Source organism: Tsukamurella soli, assembly GCF_039541155.1.
Lineage (GTDB): Bacteria > Actinomycetota > Actinomycetes > Mycobacteriales > Mycobacteriaceae > Tsukamurella > Tsukamurella soli.
This window is the reverse complement of the sequence record NZ_BAABFR010000005.1, coordinates 35,598-58,085: the sequence shown is the minus strand read 5'-3', so window position 1 is coordinate 58,085 and position 22,488 is coordinate 35,598. Positions and strand designations below refer to the sequence as shown.

At 71.2% G+C, this 22,488-nt stretch carries 22 protein-coding genes and 1 pseudogene; 9 read left to right on the top strand and 14 right to left on the bottom strand.

Going from position 1 to position 22,488, the window contains the following annotated elements; genetic code table 11:
• Positions 1-21: 21 nt before the first annotated feature.
• Genes ABD908_RS02750 through ABD908_RS02740 form a run of 3 tightly spaced genes read right to left on the bottom strand, consistent with a single transcriptional unit; the run spans position 22 to position 2,838 of the window.
• On the bottom strand, positions 22-537 hold the full coding sequence (locus tag ABD908_RS02750) for a type III secretion system chaperone family protein (RefSeq protein WP_344990508.1): 516 nt from the start codon (positions 535-537) through the stop codon (positions 22-24).
• The gene (gene mshA / locus ABD908_RS02745; RefSeq protein WP_385924507.1) at positions 534-1,907 is read right to left on the bottom strand and encodes a D-inositol-3-phosphate glycosyltransferase; all 1,374 of its coding nucleotides are present in this window, start codon (positions 1,905-1,907) and stop codon (positions 534-536) included. The genes ABD908_RS02750 and mshA overlap by 4 nt, the downstream gene beginning before the upstream one ends.
• Positions 1,908-1,932: 25 nt before the next feature.
• A complete protein-coding gene (locus ABD908_RS02740) occupies positions 1,933-2,838 on the bottom strand; it encodes an alpha/beta fold hydrolase (RefSeq protein WP_344990503.1) in 906 nt (301 codons plus the stop codon).
• Positions 2,839-3,082: 244 nt separating this feature from the next.
• On the opposite strand from ABD908_RS02740, the gene ABD908_RS02735 reads away from it, so the two are divergent.
• On the top strand, positions 3,083-4,054 hold the full coding sequence (locus tag ABD908_RS02735) for a pirin family protein (protein WP_344990501.1): 972 nt from the start codon (positions 3,083-3,085) through the stop codon (positions 4,052-4,054).
• A 10-nt stretch (positions 4,055-4,064) separates the two neighbouring features.
• Here ABD908_RS02735 and ABD908_RS02730 read toward each other — a convergent pair whose 3' ends face one another.
• From ABD908_RS02730 to ABD908_RS02720, 3 genes are all read right to left on the bottom strand, one after another.
• Entirely contained in the window at positions 4,065-5,108 is a 1,044-nt protein-coding gene (locus ABD908_RS02730) for a ThiF family adenylyltransferase (protein ID WP_344990499.1), read from the bottom strand.
• Between the two features lie 9 nt (positions 5,109-5,117).
• On the bottom strand, positions 5,118-6,266 hold the full coding sequence (locus ABD908_RS02725) for a GGDEF domain-containing protein (protein ID WP_344990496.1): 1,149 nt from the start codon (positions 6,264-6,266) through the stop codon (positions 5,118-5,120).
• A 194-nt stretch (positions 6,267-6,460) separates the two neighbouring features.
• The gene (locus ABD908_RS02720; RefSeq protein WP_344990494.1) at positions 6,461-7,240 is read right to left on the bottom strand and encodes a hypothetical protein; all 780 of its coding nucleotides are present in this window, start codon (positions 7,238-7,240) and stop codon (positions 6,461-6,463) included.
• A 404-nt stretch (positions 7,241-7,644) separates the two neighbouring features.
• Here ABD908_RS02720 and ABD908_RS02715 point away from each other — a divergent pair, with 404 nt between their 5' ends.
• The 4 genes from ABD908_RS02715 to ABD908_RS02700 are packed head-to-tail and all read left to right on the top strand — an operon-like array spanning position 7,645 to position 11,014.
• Positions 7,645-8,586 (top strand): metal ABC transporter solute-binding protein, Zn/Mn family, encoded by a 942-nt coding sequence (locus ABD908_RS02715; RefSeq protein WP_344990491.1) that lies wholly within the window; start codon positions 7,645-7,647, stop codon positions 8,584-8,586.
• Positions 8,583-9,329 carry a metal ABC transporter ATP-binding protein gene (locus ABD908_RS02710; RefSeq protein WP_344990489.1) on the top strand — a complete coding sequence of 249 codons (747 nt, stop codon included), beginning with the start codon at positions 8,583-8,585 and terminating at the stop codon, positions 9,327-9,329. Before ABD908_RS02715 ends, ABD908_RS02710 begins: the two co-directional genes overlap by 4 nt.
• Positions 9,330-9,344: 15 nt before the next feature.
• Entirely contained in the window at positions 9,345-10,241 is an 897-nt protein-coding gene (locus ABD908_RS02705) for a metal ABC transporter permease (RefSeq protein ID WP_344990487.1), read from the top strand.
• A 17-nt stretch (positions 10,242-10,258) separates the two neighbouring features.
• Positions 10,259-11,014 (top strand): LamB/YcsF family protein, encoded by a 756-nt coding sequence (locus ABD908_RS02700; RefSeq protein ID WP_344990485.1) that lies wholly within the window; start codon positions 10,259-10,261, stop codon positions 11,012-11,014.
• A gap of 12 nt (positions 11,015-11,026) precedes the next feature.
• Here ABD908_RS02700 and ABD908_RS02695 read toward each other — a convergent pair whose 3' ends face one another.
• From ABD908_RS02695 to ABD908_RS02670, 6 genes and pseudogenes are all read right to left on the bottom strand, one after another.
• Positions 11,027-11,635 carry a TetR/AcrR family transcriptional regulator gene (locus ABD908_RS02695; RefSeq protein ID WP_344990484.1) on the bottom strand — a complete coding sequence of 203 codons (609 nt, stop codon included), beginning with the start codon at positions 11,633-11,635 and terminating at the stop codon, positions 11,027-11,029.
• A 13-nt stretch (positions 11,636-11,648) separates the two neighbouring features.
• A complete protein-coding gene (gene rlmB, locus ABD908_RS02690; RefSeq protein WP_344990483.1) occupies positions 11,649-12,626 on the bottom strand; it encodes a 23S rRNA (guanosine(2251)-2'-O)-methyltransferase RlmB in 978 nt (325 codons plus the stop codon).
• A 9-nt stretch (positions 12,627-12,635) separates the two neighbouring features.
• Positions 12,636-14,036: a cysteine--tRNA ligase gene (gene cysS / locus ABD908_RS02685; protein ID WP_344990481.1), complete on the bottom strand. Its 1,401-nt coding sequence runs from the start codon at positions 14,034-14,036 to the stop codon at positions 12,636-12,638.
• 102 nt (positions 14,037-14,138) lie between these two features.
• Positions 14,139-14,591 (bottom strand): annotated as a pseudogene (ispF, locus tag ABD908_RS02680) (2-C-methyl-D-erythritol 2,4-cyclodiphosphate synthase); the annotation flags it as partial.
• A 14-nt stretch (positions 14,592-14,605) separates the two neighbouring features.
• The gene (gene ispD / locus ABD908_RS02675) at positions 14,606-15,265 is read right to left on the bottom strand and encodes a 2-C-methyl-D-erythritol 4-phosphate cytidylyltransferase (protein ID WP_344990476.1); all 660 of its coding nucleotides are present in this window, start codon (positions 15,263-15,265) and stop codon (positions 14,606-14,608) included.
• A 23-nt stretch (positions 15,266-15,288) separates the two neighbouring features.
• Positions 15,289-15,777 (bottom strand): CarD family transcriptional regulator, encoded by a 489-nt coding sequence (locus ABD908_RS02670; RefSeq protein ID WP_344990474.1) that lies wholly within the window; start codon positions 15,775-15,777, stop codon positions 15,289-15,291.
• A gap of 300 nt (positions 15,778-16,077) precedes the next feature.
• Between ABD908_RS02670 and ABD908_RS02665 the strand changes: the two genes are divergently transcribed.
• The 3 genes from ABD908_RS02665 to disA are packed head-to-tail and all read left to right on the top strand — an operon-like array spanning position 16,078 to position 19,281.
• Positions 16,078-16,680, top strand: a complete 603-nt coding sequence (locus ABD908_RS02665; RefSeq protein WP_344990472.1) for a copper chaperone PCu(A)C domain-containing protein — start codon at positions 16,078-16,080, stop codon at positions 16,678-16,680.
• Positions 16,681-16,713: 33 nt separating this feature from the next.
• Positions 16,714-18,120, top strand: coding sequence for a DNA repair protein RadA (gene radA / locus ABD908_RS02660; protein ID WP_344990623.1), 1,407 nt, complete (start codon positions 16,714-16,716; stop codon positions 18,118-18,120).
• A gap of 51 nt (positions 18,121-18,171) precedes the next feature.
• Positions 18,172-19,281: a DNA integrity scanning diadenylate cyclase DisA gene (gene disA / locus ABD908_RS02655; RefSeq protein ID WP_344990470.1), complete on the top strand. Its 1,110-nt coding sequence runs from the start codon at positions 18,172-18,174 to the stop codon at positions 19,279-19,281.
• 17 nt (positions 19,282-19,298) lie between these two features.
• On the opposite strand, the gene ABD908_RS02650 is transcribed toward disA, so the two are convergent.
• The gene (locus ABD908_RS02650) at positions 19,299-20,084 is read right to left on the bottom strand and encodes a hypothetical protein (RefSeq protein ID WP_344990468.1); all 786 of its coding nucleotides are present in this window, start codon (positions 20,082-20,084) and stop codon (positions 19,299-19,301) included.
• Between the two features lie 128 nt (positions 20,085-20,212).
• Positions 20,213-20,878, bottom strand: a complete 666-nt coding sequence (locus ABD908_RS02645) for a carbonic anhydrase (protein ID WP_344990466.1) — start codon at positions 20,876-20,878, stop codon at positions 20,213-20,215.
• A gap of 18 nt (positions 20,879-20,896) precedes the next feature.
• Here ABD908_RS02645 and ABD908_RS02640 point away from each other — a divergent pair, with 18 nt between their 5' ends.
• Complete coding sequence (locus tag ABD908_RS02640) at positions 20,897-21,796, top strand: HhH-GPD family protein (protein WP_344990464.1); 900 nt, start codon at positions 20,897-20,899, stop codon at positions 21,794-21,796.
• Positions 21,797-22,488 lie beyond the last annotated feature (692 nt).

The window sequence follows — 22,488 nt, the reverse complement described above, 5'->3', positions numbered from 1 at the left end:
GCGCAATCCGCGCGCCGCCCCTCAGTCCTGCGGGAACTCCGGCAGCAGGTGCTGGAACGGCACGAGGTTGGCGAGCGACTCGCCGCGGGCGACACGCCAGTCGAACTCCCGACGGATCGACTCCGAGAAGCCCAGCTCCAGCAGGACGTTGAAGTCGGCGTCGGCGGCCTCGAGCACCTGCCCCAGGACACGGTCGAGCTCGGCGTCGTCGAACGTCTCGACCGCGAACCGGCCGGTCAAGTAGATGTCGCCGGCGTCGTCCAGCGTGTATGCGACGCCGTACAGACGACGGTTGCGGCGCAACAGGTATCGGTACACGCCCTCGTGATTCTCGTCGGCGTGGCGGCACACGAACGCCTCCACCCGCACGCCGTGCTCGCCCACGGACAGCAGCGCCACGGTCTTCAGCTTCTTCTCGCCGGGGAGCTCGACGACGAAGTGCGCCGAGTCCCGTCCGGACTCCTCTTTGCGGGTGAAGTCGATCTGCCGCTCCGCCAGGGCCTGCTCGATCCGCCCGGCGAGGTCCTCGGCGCTCATCGCCGACCGCCCGCCGCGAGTGACAGCTCGTCGGGCGTCGGGTCGAGTGACAGCGACCGCGCGGGGCCGCGCCGCGCGGGCCCCGTCGACCGTGACCGCAGGTAGAGGCCACTCCCGCTCTGCCGGGCGGCTGCCTCGTAGCCGGCGAGCAGCCCGTCGACGGTGCCGGCCCACGAGAACCGCGCCGCGTGTGCCGCGGCGCCGGCGGCGAGCCGATCCCGCAGGTTCCGATCGGCGGTGAGGTCGGCCAGGGCGGCCGTCCAGGCGGCGTCGTCGTGCCCCTGCACGAGGCGACCCGAGACACCGTCTGCCACCGCGACCGACAGGCCGCCCACGTCCGCGGCCAGCACGGGCGTGCCGGCCGCCTGCGCCTCCACCGCCACCAGCCCGAACGACTCGTTGTAGCTGGGTACCACCACGAGGTCCGACGCCCGGTACACCTGTACCAGATCGTCGGGGGCCCGCGGCGGGAGGAAGGTCACGGAGTCGGTGATGCCGAGGTCGCGCGCCAGGCCGATCAGCGCGTCGGGTCGGTCCAAGCCGGACCCCGACGGGCCGCCCACCACGAGCACTCGGATCCGCCGCTCCGGGTGCGCGGCGATGAGCGGTGCCGCGGCGCGAAGTAGCAGGTCGGGGGCCTTCAGCGGCTGGATCCGGCCCACGAAGGTGAGCACCACCTCGTCGTCTGCCAGCCCCAACGCGGCGCGCGCGGCCGAACGTGAGCCGGGGGTGTAGCGGCGCAGGTCGGCCCCGGGGTGCACCACGTCGATACGACCGCGGGCCACGCCGTGCAGCCGCTCGAGTTGCCGGGCCTCCACGTCGGTGTTCACGATCAGCCGGTCGGCCTCGTCGGACACCTGCTGCTCGCCGATCACCCGCGCCGGCGGCTCGGCCGTGTCCCCCACGGCGAGCGCGGAGTTCTTCACGGCGGCGAGCGTGTGGGCGGTGTGCACCAGCGGCACTCCCCACCGGTCCCGCGCGAGCCAGCCCACCTGGCCGGACAGCCAGTAATGCGAGTGGATCAGGTCGAAGTAGCCCGGCTCCTGACGGGCCTCGGCGCGCAGCACGCCGGCCGCGAACGAACACAGCTGCGCGGGCAGATCGCGCTTGTCGAGCCCCTCGAACGGCCCCGCCACGACGTTGCGCACCCGCACGCCGGGCGCGGCGTCCACCACCGGCTCGTCCGACGATGCCGTTGCGCGCGTGAAGATCTCGACCTCGACACCGCGCCGGGCCAGTTCCAGCGAGGTCTGCCACACGTAGACGTTCATGCCGCCCGCGTCGCCGGTACCCGGCTGCGCCAGCGGGGACGTGTGCACCGACAGCACGGCGACCCGGCGCGGCGTGCGGATACGGCGTGGCGAGTCGATGCGGACGTATGACACGGCCCCCACTCTAATCGTGGTCCGCGGGGACCTGTATCGCGGCGAGCCCGACACCGTCGGCGAAGACGGCCAACTCGCCCGCGCACCGCCGTGGATCCTCGGCGAACGGGGCGTGCCCGCCACCGTCCCACCAGGACACGGTGGCGTCGGGAAGCACGGCGGCATGATGCTCGGCGACCGACGGTGACACGACGGCGTCGTCGGTGCCGTGCTGGATCAGCACCGGGAAGTGCCAGGTGGCCAGGTCACCGTCGTGGTCGACGGTACGCCGGAACAGCCCGCCCCGTACGTGCGGCGGAGTCGCGAGCGCCATCCCGAACTGCTGTTGGATGACGGTGCCGAACGCGGGGTCGGCGGGCATCATGCGCAGCCGGCCGAGGCCGGTGGCGGCCTTCCCCGGCTTCGCGGAGAGGGCGTCGGGTAGGGCGGCCACCATCGACTCGCCGACCACGCCGCCGGGGAAGGGTCCGTCCGCGCCGCCGCCGATCGACGTGATCGCCCCGATCAGGACGACGCCCGCGACGCCGTCGGTGCCGCGCTCGGCGAGGTGGTCGGCGATCACCAGGCCGCCGTACGACCAGCCGACCAGGATCACCGGCCCCTCGATCGCCGCCGCGGAACGCACCGCCGCGAGGTCGGCCGCCCACCGGTCGGAGCCGAATGCACCCGCGTCGACGGGGTCGGGCACCGACGAATAGCCGTGCCCGCGTAGGTCGAGCGCGACCACGCGATGACCGGACGCGGTCAGCGCCGCGACGAACCCGGGGCCCCACGACCGCGACGCCTCGGCCCACCCGTGGACGAGGAGGAGGGTGGGCTTGCCGCCGGGACCGCACGCGCCCGCGCCGGACGGGTGGTCGACATAGAACAGTTCGGTTCCGTCGTCGCTGAGGGCCAGACCGAGTCTCCGTCGCACTCGCCCGACATTACGCAGGTGTCAGCCGCGCGAGGCCCCGTCGACCCCCTCAAACATGTGCACCGTTTCGTCGACCTCACCGCTCAAACATGTGCACCTTTTCGTCGACATCGGGCCCGACGGAAGGGTGCACATGTTGAGAAACGGCCGACGGAAGGGTGCACATGTTGGGAAGGGAATGAAGCGGACTACAGTCCGGTTATAGTGTCGTCAGCATCAGCCGATCCCTCCCGAGGAGGACGACATGCCCGCCGTCACCGCAGACACCCTGACACTCCCCCGCATCGCGCCGTACCAGGCCGATCAGACCCAGCGCCCCGTGCGCTCCGTGACCACCGGCCCCCGCGGCCACGAGGGCCTCGGCTTCCCCGTGGTCCGCGCGTTCGCCGGCGTGTCCGCGCGCGACCTCGACCCGTTCGTCCACATGGACCAGATGGGCGAGGTCGACTACCAGCCCGGTGAGCCGAAGGGCACCGACTGGCACCCGCACCGCGGCTTCGAGACCGTGACCTACATGATCGACGGCCGGTTCGCCCACCAGGACAGCCACGGCGGCGGCGGCCTCATCGAGGACGGTGCCACCCAGTGGATGACCGCCGGCTCCGGCATCCTGCACATCGAGACGCCCCCCGCCGAGCTCGTCGAGTCCGGCGGCCTGTTCCACGGACTGCAGTTGTGGGTGAACCTGCCGAAGTCCGAGAAGTTCGCCACCCCGGCCTACCAGTCGATCGACGGTGGACAGGCGACCCTCGTGTCCAGCACCGACGGGGGCGCGCTCGTCCGGATCGTCGCCGGCGAGCTCGACGGTCACGCCGGGCCGGGTGCCACCCGCACGCCGATCACGATGGCGCACGCCACCGTCGCCCCCGGGGCCGAGCTGGACGTGCCGTGGGCACGCGAACACAACGCGCTGGTGTACGTGCTGAGCGGACGCGGCACCGTCGGGCCCGTCGCGCACCCGATCCACCAGGGTCAGCTCGCCGTGTTCGGTCCCGGCGACCGGATCACCGTGCGGGCCGACGAGGGCCAGGACTCGAACCGCGCGGCGCTCGAGGTGCTGCTGCTGGGCGGGCGTCCGATCCGCGAGCCCGTCGCCGCGTACGGCCCGTTCGTGATGAACACCCGCGCCGAGCTGGTCCAGGCTCTCGAGGACTACCAGTCGGGCCGGTTCGGGCAGATCCCGGCGAACGCGATCATGCCGCATACCGTGCGCTGACCCACGGCAGTCAGATCGCCGGGTCGAGGGCCTGCTCGCCGAACATCTCCTCGACGCCGACGCGATAACGGCCCGAGGCCAGCGGCCGCCCGGTCACCACGTACCGGGCGGCGGCCGCTGCCAGCGCGCCGGCCTGGGCCGCCGTGCTACCGAGCTGGGGCCACGACGTGATGCTGCGCCCCAGCTCGCCGACTGCTCCGATCATGCGCGGCGGCGCCGCGTCCCCGACCAGGGCGACGGCGGCCCGCGCCCGCCAGGCGGGATCCGTCATATCCCCGCCGAGCAGCGGCTCACCGCGCCCGTGCAGCAGCGGGTAGTCCGGATCGAGGTCGAACCGTTCGACGTCGACGATCAGCCCGTCGCCGAGGTCGGTCGCCATGACGACCGGGATCCGAGCCGCCCGCGCCCGCACCCGGATGTCGAGCTTCGCCGCGATGTCATCGGTCTCCTCGATGACCACCGACAGCCCCACCAGGAACCGGGACGCCATATCGGGGGTGTAACCGCCGGCGAAGGTCTCGACCGCCGCGTACGGATCGAGTTCCAGCACCCTGCGCCGAGCGGATTCGATCTTCGGCAGCCCGATATCGACCACGGAAGCCGCGACCCGGTTCAGGTTGGTCACGGCGATCTCGTCGGCGTCCGCGATCCGGAAGTCCCGTGCCCCGGTGAGGGCGCACGCGATCAGGGCGGACGAACCGACACTCAGGCCCGCGACCCCGATCTTCGCGCCGCCCCACGCAGCCTGCTCGACATCGTCGATGAGGTGCCGGTTGCGGGCGGTCCGCAGGACGTGGAACAGCTCACCGCGCGGGACCCGCACGATCGTCCGCCGCCATTCCAAGATCACGAACCGACCGTCGGACGCCCAGTCGAGTCCGCTGCCCTGATCACCGAGGCCTGCCGGCGGCACCGGAAGTGCCGCCAGCGCGAGGAGGTCCGTCTCCGCCGACGACCATCCGTCGACCAGCGAGTATCCCTCGTCCGCGCACAGCGCCGCGACTCGCGCCTCCTCGTGGGCCGCTAGAACGCGCACGCCGTTCCCGATGGACATCGAGCCTCCTCAGCCGGTCTGTTCGTCGGCCAGGTGACTGACCGCTCCGACGTCATCGAGTGACGCGCGACTATGCGACCCCCCTTTGCGGTACCGCGGAATCGAACGCGCCCGGAGCACGACGAATCGGAGCTCCTCGGAGGCGCCGTTGCGCACCCTGTTCCGCCCGCCCTCCTTCGCCTGGTAGAGGTACCTGTCGGCCTCCCGGATGAGCCGGTCCGTCAAGCCCGTGGCGTTCCACGCGCCGTCCACGGCCGGCGCCTCGATCACGGCGATCGGGCAGTACACCGCCCCGACGCTGATGGTCACGTCGGTCTCGCGCTCCACGGCGAGCCGCACCCGGTTGCTCACGACGGTGACCTCGTCCGGATCCCCGGCGGGGAACATCGCAACGAACTCCTCCCCGCCGAACCTGGCCAGCAGCGTGCCCTCGCGGCACGCCCGCCGGATCGCGCTTGCGGTCTCGACCAGGATCTCGTCGCCCCTCGAGTGGCCGAACTGGTCGTTGACCCGCTTGAAGTGGTCCACATCCGCCGTAAGGAAGCCGATGCCCACCTCGCCGGCTGCGGCACGGGCGATCAGCGACTCCACGTGCGCGTTGAGCCCGCGCCGGTTGAGCGTGCCGGTGAGGGGGTCCGTCTCACTCACCCTCGCCTTCTCCGCGACTGCCCGTTCCAGCGATCTTCGGAGGCCGACCACGATCGATGTCGGCACGACTACCGCCATGACGGTCGCGCCGGTACCGATCAGGGCATCCCCGGCGTTGGCGGCCATCACGATCGAGCACACGACGGCGATCAGTACCGCGGCGAAGACGAAGCCGGCGACCTCCAGCATCCGGGACGCCATGGCCGCCATTGCCGGGATCGCCGCGATCAGACTCAGGATCGCGTGGCCCGTCCCGGGGGCGGTCATCAGGCACGCCGAGATACCGATGCCGATCATGCCGCCCACGCTCAGCAGAGCGAAGGGGCGGTCACCGATCGGACGACGAACCACCGCGATCGTCGCCGACAGGACCGTGTAGGCCCAGATGCCGCCTAGCCAGTAGAGCCCGCCCGGTTGGACGGAAGCGGGTGAGACGATCCCGAAAACGAGCAGAGGGATGGCCCCCACGGTGCTGGCCAGCAGCGCCCCGGTCCGCTGATCGATGCGCATGCCCATGACGCTCAGGTCGCGCTGTCCGCGATGCGCGGAACGATCATGTGCTCCATCCGATTCTCTCTGATACCCATACCGATCCAGCCCGCGCGAGGCGATCCGCGCCGTGCGATCTCAGGCGCCCCAGGAGCCACCCGTAACGTCGTTAGTCTAGCCGTGGGCTTCATTCCCCGCGACACCTACATGAATCCTCAGTCCGCAATCCTCACGAACTCGGACGCCGAAACCTGTGGCAGTGGAAGTGATCCCGCCCACAGTCCGCCGCCGAGCGCCTCGTACTCTGTGACCATGGTCGGCCACAGGTCAGCGGACGCGTCAGCCGCCATCCGGTTCCAGTCCCAGAACATGACCCTGGTTGTGTACCGCGGATCCGGGTACGGGGTGGGCGGGACGGTCCAGTCGACGCGGCCACCGCCCTCCTCCCAGCGCCGGAGCACGTGCTCGGCGGCGGTCGCCATCATGTGGCGACTGCCCGTGAGGCCCATCAGGCTCAGGCTGACGCGCGACAGCAGATTCGCGACCGCCGACGCCTCGCGGCCCTTGTACGACACGAATGCCGACTTCACTTCGACCAGCCCGCCGGCGAGACGATCCTCGATCGCGTCGACGAGCGCCCGCTGGCCCGATTGCCCGGCCCATTCGACGAGCGCGTGCGACTGTGCCGCGGCGATGTACGGTCCCTGCACCCGATGCCCCGCAACCACCTCGCCCGCGTCGTCGAGCACTGCGCAGAACAACGTGGTCGACCGGCCGGTAGCGACCTCGGCGAAGTCGAACGCGTCGTCCACACCCCACGAGCGGTAGGCCGCGCGAACCCCGTCGACGTAGTCGTGCCATACCTCCGGCCGGGCATTCGGCGCCGCAACCACACAGCGAAGACCCGTGAAGCGGTCGACGAATTCGGCGTTGATCGATCGGTCGTATTCCGTCTGCGCGCGATTCGCCGTTCGCCCGACAATTGTGGTGACCACAGCTTCCCCTTTGCTATCGAGAATCCCAGCCGCCGCCCCACACTGCCGCTCCGCAGGTCAGGGGATCGGGTGGATGGCTAACTGCGACCAAGTTTAATTCAATCAAGCACTCTTCGGGAAAGCCTGAACCCTGCTCAACGTATGACCGACGTGCAATTTCCACCATTTCCATAGTCGCCGAAACAAAGCACTATGGCGCAGATCACACGCCCCCTGCGCACAAACGGGCCGAAATGCCACAATGCCATTACGTCGGCTTCGTAACTACATAATTCTTCCGGCGAACGACCCAGCCTTCGCCCGCCCAACCGCGACAGGGGCTCACCACCCGATTCGACTGTTTTGACGGAAACCGATAGCATTTTGGTAACGGTTATCATTTCGCTCACAGAACGGAGGCGCCCATGCGCCGCACCCCCCGCACGCAGGCGTTCGTCGCCGCCACCGTCGCCCTCGCGGGCCTGCTCGCCGCGTGCGGCTCGGAGTCCGACGGTGCCGGCGCAGCCTCGGCCGGCAGCGCGCCCCCGGGCGGCAAGCCGTTGGTCGTCACGTCGACGGACGTGTACGGCGCCATCGCACGCGCGGTGGCCGGGGACGCCGCCGACGTGCGATCGTTGTTCACCAATCCGACGGGCGACCCGCACGAGTTCGAGGCCAGCGCGCAGGACACCCTCGCCGTGAAGAGAGCGACACTGGTTGTCTACAACGGCGGCCACTACGACTCCTACATCGACTCGGCACTGCACGGGACGTCCGTCCGGTCCGTCGATGCGTTCAAGATCAAGTTCGGCACCGACGACAAGCCCGACGTCAATGAACACGTCTTCTACGACCTACCGACCATGAAGCGGGTGGCCGACCTCGTCGCCGGACAGCTGGGCGAGGAGGACGCGGCGCACCGTGCCGACTACACCCGCCGCGCGCAGCAGTTCGACGCCGGCGTCGATGACGTCATCGCGCAGGCCGAGGTGCTCGCCACCAAGGCGGACGGGGCGGACGTCGCCACCACCGAGCCGGTCGCCGACTACCTGCTCATCCTGGCCGGCCTGACCGATGCCACACCGGCGCGGTTCACGCACGCGATCGAGGAGGGCTCCGACCCGGCGCCCGCCGACATCGCCGCCACCACCGCGCTCATCACGGATGGAAAGGTGCGCGCGCTGGTCCTCAACGTGCAGACCGAAGACTCTGTGACCAACGCGCTCAAGCAGTCGGCCGAGACCGCGAAGGTCCCCGTCGTGCCCGTGACCGAGACCCTGCCCGCCGGCGTGACCGATTATGTCGCGTGGCAGCGCGGGATCGTATCGGCCCTGTCGACGGCCGTCGCCCCGCAGGCCGCTCGGTGACGTCGGGCCCCGTCGTCCGGCTCACCGACGCCGCGCTCGGCTTCGGCGACCGGACGCTGTGGTCCCATCTGACCCTCGGCGTCGACCCCGGCGAGTTCATCGCGATCCTGGGACCCAACGGCGCAGGCAAGACGTCCCTGTTGCGCGTACTTCTGGGGCAGGCGGCGCTGTCCGACGGCACCGTCGAGGTCGGCGGCGGGGTCGGGTACATCCCGCAGCAGCGCTCGCTGGACCGGTCCGTGCCACTGCGAGGCCGCGACCTGGTCGGCCTGGGGTACGACGGTGCCCGGTGGGGCGTCGGCTGGCGCGGCCGCCGCGAGCGGCGCGTCGCGGTGGAGACCGCGCTCGGACAGGTGGGTGCCACCGCATTCGCGGACGCCCCGGTCGGCACGTTGAGCGGCGGCGAGCAGCAGCGTCTGCGCGTCGCGCAGGCCCTGGCAGCCGACCCGAAGGTACTGCTGTGCGATGAGCCGCTGCTCTCACTCGACCCCGGCAACCAGCAACTCGCGGTGTCGCTGATCGAGCGACGAAGGCGCGAGTTCGACACCGCCGTGCTGTTCGTGTCGCACGAGATCAACCCGATCCTTCCGTACTGCGACCGCGTGCTCTACCTGGTGGACGGCCGGTTCCGCATCGGCCCGACCCGCGAGGTGATGACCTCGGAGGTGCTGTCCCGGCTGTATCAGGCTCCCGTGGACGTGGTGACCGTGCGGGGCCGGCTCGTGGTCGTCGGCGGCGAATAGGAGGTGAAGGACTAGATGGATCACCTGCGTTCGATGTTCGACCTCAGCCTCACCTGGGAGCTGCTGCAGCAGGGTTTCGTACAGCAGGCGCTGCTGGCGGCCGGGCTGCTCGGCGTCCTCGCCGGCGTGCTGGGGCCGCTCGTTGTGTCCCGGCAGATGGCGTTCAGCGTGCACGGCACCTCCGAGCTGTCGCTGACCGGCGCCGCATTCGCGCTCCTGGTGGGCTTCGACGTCGGCGCCGGTGCGCTGCTCGGCTCGATCCTCGCGGGCGCTGTGTTCGGGCTGCTCGGTGTGTACGCCCGGCAGCGCGACTCGGTGATCGGCGTGGTGCTGGCGTTCGGTATGGGCCTGTCGGTGCTGTTCCTGACGCTGTATCCCGGGCGGCAGGGCACGGCATTCTCACTGCTCACCGGACAGGTGGTCGCCGTCGGGCTGCACGGCGTGACGCTGATGGCGATCACCACCGGTGTGGTGCTCGCGGTGCTGGCCGTGGTGTACCGGCCGCTCCTGTTCCTGTCGACGGACCCGGAGGTCGCCGCCGCGCACGGCGTGCCGGTGCGGTTCCTGACGGTCCTGTTCGCGATGCTGGTCGGCGCCGCAGCCGCGCAGGGTGTGCAGATCGTCGGGGCGCTGCTGGTGATGTCACTGCTGATCACGCCGGGCGCGGCCGCGTCGCATGTGACCAGCTCACCGGCCCGGGCCACGATTCTGTCGCTGGTGTTCGCGCTGACGTCCGCGCTGGGCGGGATCGTGCTGTCGCTCGCGCCCGCGCTGCCGGTGTCGGTGTTCGTCACCACCATCTCGTTCGGGATCTACCTGGGGTGTCGGCTGATCGGGCGGTACCGGTCGGGCGGGCGCCGCGGCGCGCCGACCGAGGTCGCGGTGGTGCGCGCCCCGGAGCACGTCCACTGACGGCTACCGTTGAGGGCGTGCGGATCGACCTCAACGCCGACTGCGGGGAGTCCTACGGTGCCTGGACGCTGGGCGACGACGACGGCCTGCTGTCCGTGGTCAGCTCAGCCAACATCGCGTGCGGGTTCCACGCGGGCGACCCCACCACGCTCCGGGCGACGTGCGCCACGGCGGTCGCCTCCGGGGTGCGGATCGGCGCCCAGGTCGGGTACGCCGATCTGCGCGGGTTCGGCCGCCGCTTCATCGACGTGCCGTACGCGGACCTGGTCGCCGACGTGATCTATCAGATCGGGGCGCTGCAGGCGCTCGCCCGCAGCGTGGGCGGCTCCGTGTCGTACGTCAAGCCGCACGGCGCGCTGTACAACGCCATCGTCACTCACCGCCGGCAGGCGGAGGCGGTGGTCGAGGGGATGCGGGCGTGCGCGCCGGAACTGCCGGCCCTCGGGCTGCCGGGCTCGGTGTTCCTCGCCGTCGCCGCCGACGCGGGACTGCGGCCCGTCGCCGAGGCGTTCGCCGACCGTGCGTACACGCCCGACGGTGCGCTCGTCCCCCGCTCGCAGCCGGGCGCGGTACTCCACGATCCCGACGAGATCGCGGCTCGCGTCCTGCGGATGCTGGTGGACGGCACCGTCCAGGCGATCGACGGTACCGAGGTCGCTCTGGCGCCCGAGTCCGTGTGCGTGCACGGCGACACCCCCGACGCCGTCACCGTCGCGCGCCGCCTCCGCCGGGTGATCGAGGGCGCGGGCGGGCGGGTCGTGCCGTTCGCCTGACCTCGTGAACGCTCAGCCCGCGACCCGCTCGGCCGCCGCGGTCAGCATCGCCACGCAATGCCCCACCAGCGCGTCGCGTCCCACCGGCAGTCCGTCGGTCAGGAACTGGGTGAACAGGGCCGTGAGGGCGCCGACCAGCTCGACCGCAGTCAGCGCGCGCTCCTGCGGCGGGCCCCCGCGGGGAAGGGTCGCCTCGACGAGCGCGAAGAAGTCGGGCATATGGCCCAGTCCGAGCGCCGACAGCGCCCCGTCCCGGTACGGCGCCAGTAGCAGCACGCGGCCCCGCTCCGGGCGCTCGATCATCAGGCCCACGAAGGCGTCGACCGCGGCACGGGCCAGATCGGCGGTCTCGCCGCCATGGGCGGCGACGGTGCCGGCCAGCGCGGCGCGCGCCTGCTCGCTCACGTCGTGGTACACGGCGCGCACGTATTCGTCCCGGCTGCCGAAGGTCTCATAGAAGTAGCGCTCGGTGATGCTCGTCGAGCGGCACACGCTGCGGACGTTGACGGCCGGCCCGTCCGGCGCACCCAGCAGCCCGACGCCCGCGTCGAGCAGAGCCCTGCGACGGGCGACCCGGCGCTCGGCCAGCGCGTCGCCCTCCGGAGTGTGCGGTGATGCCACGGCGCCTCCAGGGCTACCGGCGGCGCTGCCGGGCGAAGTCGGCCAGCACGACGCCGGCCGCGACGGACGCGTTGAGCGACTCCACCGACGACGCGATCGGGATCGACAGGATCGAGTCGCAGGTCTCACGGACGAGGCGCGACAGGCCCTTGCCCTCGGACCCGACCACGACGACGGTGCCCGTGGTCGCGTCGTAGTCGTCGAGCAGGACGTCGCCGCCGGCGTCGAGCCCCACGATCTGCAGTCCGGCCGCCGCGTAATCGGCGAGCGCGCGGTTGAGGTTGGCGGCCTGCGCGACGGGGAGCCGGGCCGCGGCGCCCGCCGACGTACGCCACGCGACAGCGGTGACGGACGCGGTCCGCCGGCCGGGGATCACCACGCCGTGGCCGCCGAAGGCCGCGGTCGACCGGATCACGGCGCCCAGGTTGCGCGGGTCGGTGATGTTGTCGAGTGCCACGATCAACGGCTGCTCGCCACGCTCGCGGGCACGGGTGAGCAGGTCGTCCGGGTGGGCGTACTCGTACGGCGGCACCTGCAGCGCGATGCCCTGGTGCAGTCCGTTCTCGCTCATCCGGTCCAGCTCGGCGCGCTGCACCTCGAGGATCGAGATCCCGCGGTCGGCGGCCGTCGTGACCGATTCGGTGAGCCGCTCGTCGTTCTGTGCGCCGACGGCGACGTACAGCGCCGTCGCCGGGACCCCCGCGCGCAGGCACTCGACGACGGGGTTACGACCGAGCACGTACTCGGGACCGTCGTCGCCGACGCGCCCGGCCCGCGGCCCGGTCCCCCGGCCCTGCCGTCCGCCCTGGCCACCCGACCGGGCCTCGGCCCTCGCCTTCTTGTACTGCGGGTGGTTCGGCCGCATGTGCGCGGGCGGCGTCGCGCCCCGCCCCTCGAGTCCGCGGCGGCGTACGCCGCCCGAACCCACGACCTGCCCCTTCTTGGTACCCGCCTTGCGGATCGCGCCGCGCCGCTGGGAGTTTCCGGCCATGTCCTGCCCCTAACTCGAATGATCGGTAGCGGCGAGCCGCCAGGTCGAACCGTCGGCACCGTCGGTCACCTCGATGCCCGCGGCCTTGAGGCGGTCGCGCGAGGCGTCCGCCTCCGCCCAGTTCTTCTCGGCGCGCGCCGCCTGACGCCGGTCCAGCTCGGCGCGTACGAGCACGTCGAGCGCGTCCACCGCCGAGGAGTCGTGCCCCGACAGGTCCGCCCAGTGCGGGTCGAGGGGATCCACGCCCAGCACCGCGGTCATCGCCCGCACCGCCGACGCGTGTGCGACGGCACCGTCGACGTCGCCCGCCTCGAGCGCAGTATTACCCGCGCGGACCGCCGCATGCACCTCAGCGAGGGCGCGGGGCACGGCGAGGTCGTCGTCGAGCGCCTCCGCGAAGCCGGGGGTCCACCGCCCCACCGACACCTCGGCGCGCTCCGCGACCCGCTCCACGAACGATTCGATCCGCCCGTAGGCCGTGACGGCCTCCTCCAGCGCACCGGCGGAGTACTCCTGCATCGACCGGTAGTGCGCCGACCCCAGGTAGTAGCGCAGCTCGACGGCCCGGAAGCGTTGCAGCAGGACGGGGATCGAGACCACGTTGCCGAGCGACTTGCTCATCTTCTCGCCCGACATGGTGACCCAGCCGTTGTGCAGCCAGTAGCGCGCGAACGGGTCGCCCGCACCGTGTGCCTGGGCTATCTCGTTCTCGTGATGCGGAAATATCAAATCCATTCCGCCGCAATGGATGTCGAACTCGGCACCGAGGTACGACGCGGCCATCGCCGAGCACTCCAGGTGCCAGCCCGGCCGGCCCGGACCCCACGGTGACGGCCATGCGGGCTCGCCCGGCTTCGCGGCCTTCCACAGTGTGAAGTCGAGCGGGTCCCGCTTCCCCTCACCGAGGGATTCGCCCTGCTGCACGTCGTCGACCTTCTGCCGCGACAGCTCGCCGTAGCCGGGAAGCGAACGTACGGAGAAATACACATCCCCGTCGGCGGCGTACGCGTGCCCCCGCTCGATCATGCGCTCCATGTACGTCACCATCTGGGTGATGAACCCGGTGGCGCGGGGCTCGGCGGACGGCGGCAGCACGCCCAGGGCATCGTAGGCGCGGGTGAACTCGCGTTCGTGCGTGGCGGCCCACTCCCACCAGGGCCGACCGGCCTCGGCGGACTTGCGCAGGATCTTGTCGTCGATGTCGGTCACGTTTCGCACGAAGGCCACGTCGAAACCGTTCGCGGACAGCCACCGTCGCAACACGTCGAACGCCACCCCGCTGCGGATGTGCCCGATGTGCGGGACGCCCTGCACGGTGGCGCCACAGAGGTAGATACCCGCCTTGCCCTCGACAAGGGGCACGAAGTCACGGACCTCGCGCGTCAGGGAATCGAACAACCGTAGCGTCACGGCTGGCTATTCTACGGGCAGTTCGGACTGCCCCCGCGCGCCCGACGAACCGATGAACTCCGGGGGGTGCCCGGGGGGCGGAGCCCCCCGAGGGTCCCGGTACACCAGGGCCGTCGCGACGGCGGCCACGCCCTCGCCGCGGCCCGTGAGGCCGAGTCCGTCCGTGGTGGTCGCGGACACCGACACCGGCGCGCCCAGGAGCCCGCCGAGCACAGCCTCCGCCTCAGTGCGCCGCGGCCCCACCTTGGGCCGGTTGCCGATCATCTGCACGGCGGCGTTCCCCACCACGAAGCCGTTGTCGGACAACAAGTCCCGCACCTCGGTCAGCATCTGCGCACCCGTGATTCCGGCCACCTCGGGCCGACCGGTGCCGAACACCGTGCCGAGGTCGCCCAATCCCGCGGCGGACAGCAGGGCGTCGCACAGGGCGTGCACGGCGACGTCGCCGTCGGAGTGCCCCTCGCACCCGTCACCGTCGAACAGCAGCCCGAGCATCCAGCACGGCCGCCCCGGCGCGATCGGGTGCACGTCGGTGCCGATGCCCACGCGCGGCAGGATCGGTGCGCTCATCAGACCTCCCGGCACAGCGCCTCGGCGACCGCTAGGTCGAAGGGCGTCGTGATCTTGAGTGCCCGGGGATCCCCGGGCACGACGGTGACGGTGCCGCCGGCTCGTTCGACCAGCCCGGCGTCGTCGGTGGCGATCCCGTCGGCGGCGGTATAGGCGTTCAGCAGCACGCGGGCGACGAAGCCCTGCGGGGTCTGCACCGCACGCAGCTGCGCGCGGTCGACGGTGCCGGTCACGACGTCCCCGTCGACCTGCTTGACGGTGTCGGTCACGGGCAGCGCGGGGACCACCGCGGGTGCTCCGGCGCGGAGCGCATCCACGACGCGCGCGACGACGGTGACGGGGGTCAGCGGACGCGCGGCGTCGTGCACCAGGACCAGGTCGTCGGCTGCGCAGCCGGCCGCGGCCAGGCCGCGGCGCACGGAGTCGGTCCGCTCGGCACCCCCCGCGACCACCAGGGCACCCGGTACCACCCGCCGCGCCTCGGCCAGCAGGTCTGCGGGCACCATCACGACGACGGTGTCCACCACGCCGGAGGCGAGCAGGCCCGTCACCGAGCGCTCCAGCAGGGTGCGGCCGGCCAGCTCGACGAATGCCTTCGGACAGCCCCCACCCAGACGAACGCCCTGGCCCGCTGCCGGGACCAGGGCGATCACGCTCACGCGATACCTGTTGTCGACGAAGGTCAGGACGCCTGCGCGAGCGCCTCGTCGAGAATCGTCTCGGCGCGCACGTCGTCCGTGGACTCCGCCAGCGCCAGCTCACCGACCAGGATCTGTCGAGCCTTGGTCAGCATCCGCTTCTCGCCCGCGGACAGGCCGCGGTCCTGCTCCCGGCGCCACAGGTCACGAACGACCTCGGCCACCTTGTTGACGTCACCCGACGCCAGCTTCTCCAGGTTCGCCTTGTAGCGACGCGACCAGTTGGTCGGCTCCTCCGTGTGGGGCGCGCGGAGGACCTGGAACACGCGGTCGAGGCCCTCCTGGCCGACAACGTCGCGGACTCCGACCACCTCGGCGTTCTCTGCGGGGACCTTCACGGTGAGATCGCCCTGAGCGACCTTGAGAACCAGATACTCGCGTTCCCGCCCGCCGACGGTCTTGATTTCGATAGCTTCGATCAGTGCGGCACCGTGGTGGGGGTACACAACGGTGTCTCCGACCTTGAAAATCATAAGATCCTTGCCCCTTTCGATGAGACCAGCTTAACACGTGGCTATTACCGGGGCTCCAGCAACGTCGCAGGTCAGACCCCCACCTGGACCTTTTCAGGGCTTGACAATCCGCCGATTCGGTGATCCGGCACGCCGTGGAGTGCGAGTTCACAGCGGTCTACCGGACGCCGATCAGGCACATATGCGAGACCGCGCCGAAGTTTTCCGCGGCCCGGTCGTCCCGCACGGGCCCCCCACCTACTACGCTGCCTAGTGACAGTGAAGCGGGACCAGCCCATCTGCGGCGGAACTGGAGGAACGGTGTCAGCAACGGATCGCAGTCGGCACATGTCGGCGCGCTCGATCGCCGCGCACGCCCCACGTGTGGCCACGTCCCGGCGGATCGTCACCGGCGTCGCGGCGGCCACTGTCGCGGCCGGCGCGATGATGTCGCTGAGTGCCTGCGGCTCCGGCCAGATCTCGCAGACCGCCGATCAGGTCTCCGCGGTCAACGGCGCCTCCGGCGATCTCGGGCACATCGCCCTGCGCGATGTCCACATCCTGTATCCGGCGGTCAACGATCAGGCGAAGATCGCCTTCGTGATCACCGACCAGGATCCGATCGCCTCCGACACCCTGCAGTCGATCACGACGGCCGGCGGCGGCCAGGCGTCGATCAGCGGCGACACGACGATCAAGCCCGGCAAGGCGCTGCTGGGCTCGGCCCCCATCGGCACGCTCGACAGTGACATCGACCGCCTCAAGGTGAGCCTGCCGCTCACCGGGCCGCTGCGGCCGGGTCTCACCACCGACCTGACGTTCACGTTCGCCAAGTCGGGCTCGGTCACCCTGCCCGTGCCGATCGACGCCGGCGCGAGTTCCGGCCCGCAGGAGGCCGGCTCCGACAGCGGCAGCGGCAGCTGACCCCGAGGCTCTGCTAGCAGACCAGGACTACCGATCACCCGCGCCAAGACCGTCTACCGCTGCACCGACTGCGGGCACTCCGTCCCCAAGTGGGTCGGTAGGTGCCCGTCGTGCGGTGCGTGGTCGACGATTCAGGAGGTGGCCCCGGCCCGCATAGCCGGCTCCGGCGCGAGCATCGGCGGCTCGGCCGCGGCGTCCCTGACGCTGCCCACGTCACCCGCGCTGCCGATCTCGCAGATCGATCCCAACACCACCCGCGCGCTGTCCGTCGGCATCGGGGAGCTCGACCGCGTCCTCGGCGGCGGCATCGTCCCCGGTTCGGTGATCCTGCTGGCCGGCGAGCCCGGGGTCGGCAAGTCGACGCTGCTGCTCGAAGTGACCCGGCGCTGGGCCGAGTCCGGCCGTGGCCGCGCCCTGTACGTGACCGGCGAGGAGTCCGCCGGCCAGGTGCGTCTCCGCGCCGAGCGCACGAACGCCGTCTCCGATCACCTCTACCTCGCCGCCGAGTCCGACCTGGGTACGGTACTGGGGCACGTGGACGCGGTGAAACCCTCTCTGCTGGTGGTCGATTCGGTGCAGACCATGTCGGCCTCGGGCGTCGACGGCGTACACGGCGGCGTCACGCAGGTGCGGGCCATCACCGCCACGCTGACCTCCCTCGCGAAGGCGTCCGGCGTGGCAGTGCTGCTGGTCGGACACGTCACCAAAGACGGTGCCGTGGCCGGCCCGCGGTCGCTCGAGCACCTCGTCGACGTGGTCCTGAGCTTCGAGGGCGACAAGCACTCCACGCTGCGTATGGTGCGCGGCGTCAAGAACCGGTTCGGCGCGGCCGACGAGGTGGGCTGCTTCGAGCAGCGCGAGGACGGCATCGCCGAGGTCACCGACCCGTCCGGCCTGTTCCTGCACCACCGCGACCATGCCGCGGCCGGGACCGCCGTCACCGTCGGACTCGACGGTAAGCGGCCCATGCTGGGCGAGCTGCAGGCCCTGGTCGACAAGTCCAGCCTCCCTTCGCCGCGCCGCGCGGTGTCCGGTCTCGACTCGGCGCGCGTCGCGATGGTGCTGGCGGTGGTGTCCCGGTTCGCCTACGTGCGGCTGCACGAGCAGGACGTATACGCAGCCACCGTCGGCGGCATGCGGATCACGGAGCCGGCCGCCGACCTCGCGCTCGCGCTGGCAGTGGTCTCCGCGAAGCACGACTGCCCGCTGCCCGACCGCACCGTGGTGCTCGGTGAGGTGGGGCTCGCGGGCGAGCTGCGCAGGGTGACGGGGCTCGCGCGCCGCGTCGCCGAGGCACAGCGGCTGGGCTTCTCGACGGCCATCGTGCCGGTCACCCCGGATCCGCCGAAGATCGCTGGTATGCGCCTGCTGGCGGCGTCCACACTGCGCGACGCGGTGAAGCTGGCCGGGCTCGACCGGGTGGGTGGCGACCGGGGCTGAGGCCCGGGCCTGGGTCTCGGGCCGCCGACGAGCACCGATAGTGTGTCCGTTATGCAGGTCACTCCCCTCTCCGCGGGCCCGTTCGGCGGGGACGCGCACTTGCGCGCCACCATCTCGCGCGTAGCGCCGGGCACCGGGCTGCGGGACGGGATCGAGCGGATCCTGCGTGGCCGGACGGGCGCGCTCGTACTGCTGGGGTACGACGCCGAGGTCGAGCGGATCTGTGACGGTGGCTTCCACCTCGACGTGGAGTTCGCGCCCACGCGGCTGCGCGAGCTGGCCAAGATGGACGGCGCGGTGGTCCTCTCCACCGACGGCACGCGGATCGTGCGGGCCAACGTACAACTGATGCCCGACGCGTCGATCCCCACCGAGGAGTCCGGCACGCGGCACCGGTCCGCCGAGCGGACCGCGATCCAGACCGGGTACCCGGTGATCTCGGTCAGCGCGTCGATGTCGATCGTCCGCGCGTACGTGGGCGGGATGCGACACCTGGTCGACGACGTCGAGCCGATCCTCTCCCGCGCCAACCTCGCCGTCGCCACCCTCGAGCGGTACGCGCAGCGGCTCGACGAGGCGGCCGGACACCTCTCGCGGGCCGAGATCGAGGACTACGTCACCCTCCGGGAGGTCACGCACGTGATGCAGCGACTGGAGCTGGTGCGCCGGACATCGGTCGAGATCGAGCAGTACGTGATCGAGCTCGGCACCTCGGGCCGACAGATCGCCCTGCAGCTCGAGGACCTGCTCGGCGACAGCCCGGCGATCCGGGAACCTGTTGTGCGCGATTACCTCCCGGTCACGTCGGCGGGCGGGGTGGCGCCCGACGACGTCGCGACCGCGCTGCGCCGCATCGAATCCCTCTCGGACGCGGACCTACTCAGCCCGATGGTGGTCGCGGGCGCGCTCGGCTACCCCACCACGGTGGAGGCGCAGGACCTCGCGGTGTCGCCGCGCGGCTATCGCCTGCTCAGCGCCATCCCCCGCGTGTCCGCCGACCAGATCGACTCGTTGGTGGCGTCTTTCGGGAACCTGCAGACCCTGCTCGCCGCATCGTCCGCCGATCTGCAGGTGGTCGACGGGATCGGCGACGGGTGGGCCCGGCACGTACGTGAGGGCCTGTCGCACATGGCCGAGTTGTCGGTCGAGCGGTTCGACTGACAGCTCTCTCGCCCGCGTCAGTTGTTCGGGTCCGCCGCCGGCTTGACGATGTTGAACGTGACCGGTGAGCTGCGCTTCTCGCCGAGCTGCGCGATCACCTGGTAGGCCCCGGGAGGAACCGGGACGCGCTTCGTCTGGCAGCCGGGGCTCGAGGTGGTGCCCGCCCACTGCAGTCCGTACGTCAGCTGCTGGCCGGGACCCAGGGTCTCGTTCTTGATCTGCGGCTGGAAGGTGCAGTCGAAGTTCGACCACAGCCGCTTCGTCCCGTCGAGGGTGTAGACGAGCAACTGCTGCTGCCCGGTACCGATGTCCCGGACGCACGGCACCGCTCCGGCGTTCGTGACGGTGGCGCTGAACACCGGCTGGTCGCCCAGCGTGTACGTGGGCTTGTCGGCCGTGACCACCACCGAGATCGACGTATCCGGGCACGCGCCGCCGGCGGTGACCGCCCCCGGGGTCGGCAGGCCGGGCGACCCGGGCTCGGCCGAACCGGATGCCGCCGCGCCCGACGATGGTGCCGCACCGACGCGCGAGACCGAGGACTGCAGCGCCTGCGCGCTCTGCTGCGCGGGATTGCCCCCGCCTGCACCCGACTCGGGCGCCTGCGACGGGGGGAGGCCGTCGGTGGTCGATGCCGCCGACTCCGACGCGACCGCGGCGGCATCCGTGGACTTCCCGCCACCGCCACTGGACAGCACGATCACCAGCACGATCACCGCAACGCCCAGCAGCGCGAGCACTGCCGCGAGCACGCGCCGCCGCCAGTAGATCTCGGGCGGCAGGGGTCCGTTGGGTTCAAGCACGGCTCAACCGTAACCGTAGCCGCGCCGGGCACCGCTGACCTGCAACGGCGTGTCGGCGAACCGGGCGGCCCGGATCGCTGGACAGGCCGGTGTGCGGGCGGGATGCGGGCGGTCGGTGCTGCGCGCCGTCAGGCGATCCGACCGGGGTCGAGCGACTGCACCGACGAGAGGCCGTCCGCATCGCCCACGTCGCCCAGCACACCGCGCAGTCGCACGCGCCCCTCGCCCAGCTCGTACGTGAGTCCGACGATGGCCGCACGCCCGTCGTTCACCCGGTCGGCGATGATGCGCGACCGCTCCATGAGCATGGCGCCGGTCTCCTGCACATGCCGACAGGTGAAGTCGTCGACCGTGCTGAGCCCCTCACGCCGGCCCATCAGGATGGACGGGGTGAGCCGCTCGACGATGTCGCGGATGTAGCCCGGCGGTAGCTCACCGGTCTCCAGCGTGTTGAGCGTGGCCGCCACCGCGCCGCAGTTGTCGTGCCCGAGGATCGCGATGAGCGGCACGTTGAGGATCTCGAGCGCGTACTCGATCGAACCGAGGACCGCCGAGTCCAGGATGTGACCCGCGGTGCGGACCACGAACATGTCCCCGAGGCCCTGGTCGAAGATGATCTCGGCGGCCACGCGCGAGTCGCCGCAGCCGAACAGGACCACGGTCGGGTTCTGTCCGCGGACCAGGTCCGCGATGTCCGAAGCGCCCTGATTCGGATGGATGGACTGGCCTGCGACGAAGCGGCGGTTACCCTCGGCGAGTGCGTGCCAGGCTCCCTGTGGGGTTGATCTCGGCATGGGTCCATACTGCCCTCTATGTCCACCAGCCTCAACGCCACCGCCTGCCGGGACGTGCTGACCTGGTTCGACGACTCCGAACGGGACCTGCCCTGGCGGCGGCCGGGCGTGCCCCCGTGGCAGATCCTGGTCAGCGAGGTGATGCTGCAGCAGACACCCGTGGTGCGGGTGGAGCCGGTGTGGCGGGCCTGGGTGGCGCGGTGGCCGAACCCCGCGGCGCTCGCGGCCGCGTCCCCCGGCGATGCGGTGCGCGCCTGGGGCAGGCTCGGCTATCCGCGGCGGGCGATGCGTCTGCACGCGTGCGCGCAGGCGATCGTCGACCGGCATGGCGGCGAGGTGCCCGCCGGAGTCGACGAGTTGCTGGCGTTGCCCGGGATCGGCGATTACACGGCGCGGGCGGTCGCGTGCTTCGCGTTCGGGCAGCCGGTGCCGGTGGTCGACATCAACGTGCGGCGGGTTCTGGCGCGCGCCGGCTCGGGGGTCGCGGAGGCCGGGAATCCGGCGGTGGCGCGCGACCTCGCCGCGGCATCGGCGGCGCTGGACACGGTGCCCGCCCGCCGCCGCCCACGACTCTGCGCCGCACTCATGGAACTCGGCGCCCTGGTCTGCACCGCCCGGTCGCCGCGGTGCGACGAGTGCCCTGTGCGCGGGTCGTGCGCTTGGCGCGCGGCCGGCTCCCCCGCCTGGGCGGGGCCCACCAGGCGAACGCAGGCCTTCGAGGGCACGGACCGGCAGGCGCGTGGCAGGTTGCTCGATGTGCTGCGCAGCAGCGACGGTCCCGTGCCCCGCGCGGCGCTCGACGTCGCGTGGGACCGGGACCCGGGGCAGCGGGACCGGGCCCTGGACTCACTGCTGGTCGACGGACTGATCGAGCAGACCGGGGACGGCTGGTTCGCGCTGGCCGGCGAGGCCGGGTGAGCTGCTCCCGACCCGCCCATCACCCGGCCCGTCGAGCGCTCGCGCACGCATCGAACTCGCCCTCCGTGCGTTCATTATCGAGAACGAGACACCTCGATCTTTTTTCGCGACACATGCGCGGGACCCCACTCACCGCCGCCGCACAACAACTTCACAATCGCTCTCGCGATTCTCCCAGTTTCGCCGCAGCGACGCTCGAGAGACAGGCGGCAATCTTGCTCATGCAATCGGAGAGAACCGCGAAAACGGGTACACCACAGGAGGATTCCCATGACACTGCACAACAACCCCAGGCGGCCCGCCCCTGCCCCCGTCCGCCGGCGCGTGCGCCAGTGGGACGCGCGCAACCGTCGCTGGACCTGGGTCTGGCACTGACGGACGGAACGCCCCGCTCCGCACGAACCGCCAGAAAAAGGGCACAGTGGACTGTCAGGTTTCACCCAGGGACACTCGAGTCACGACGTCCACTATCAAAGATGACAAACAGATGAGCCCCGGCCACCGGGACCAAGCCAGGAGAGAACACCATGCCGAACAACTACGGTAACCGCCGCCCTGCACCGCGCCCCGCTCCCCGCCAGCGCCGCCGCGTCCGCCAGTGGGACCCGCGCAACCGCCGGTGGAACTGGGTCTGGCAGTAACCCGCCCCGGAACACAACTCCCACTCACCAAAAGTCCAGAATCTCCCCTTT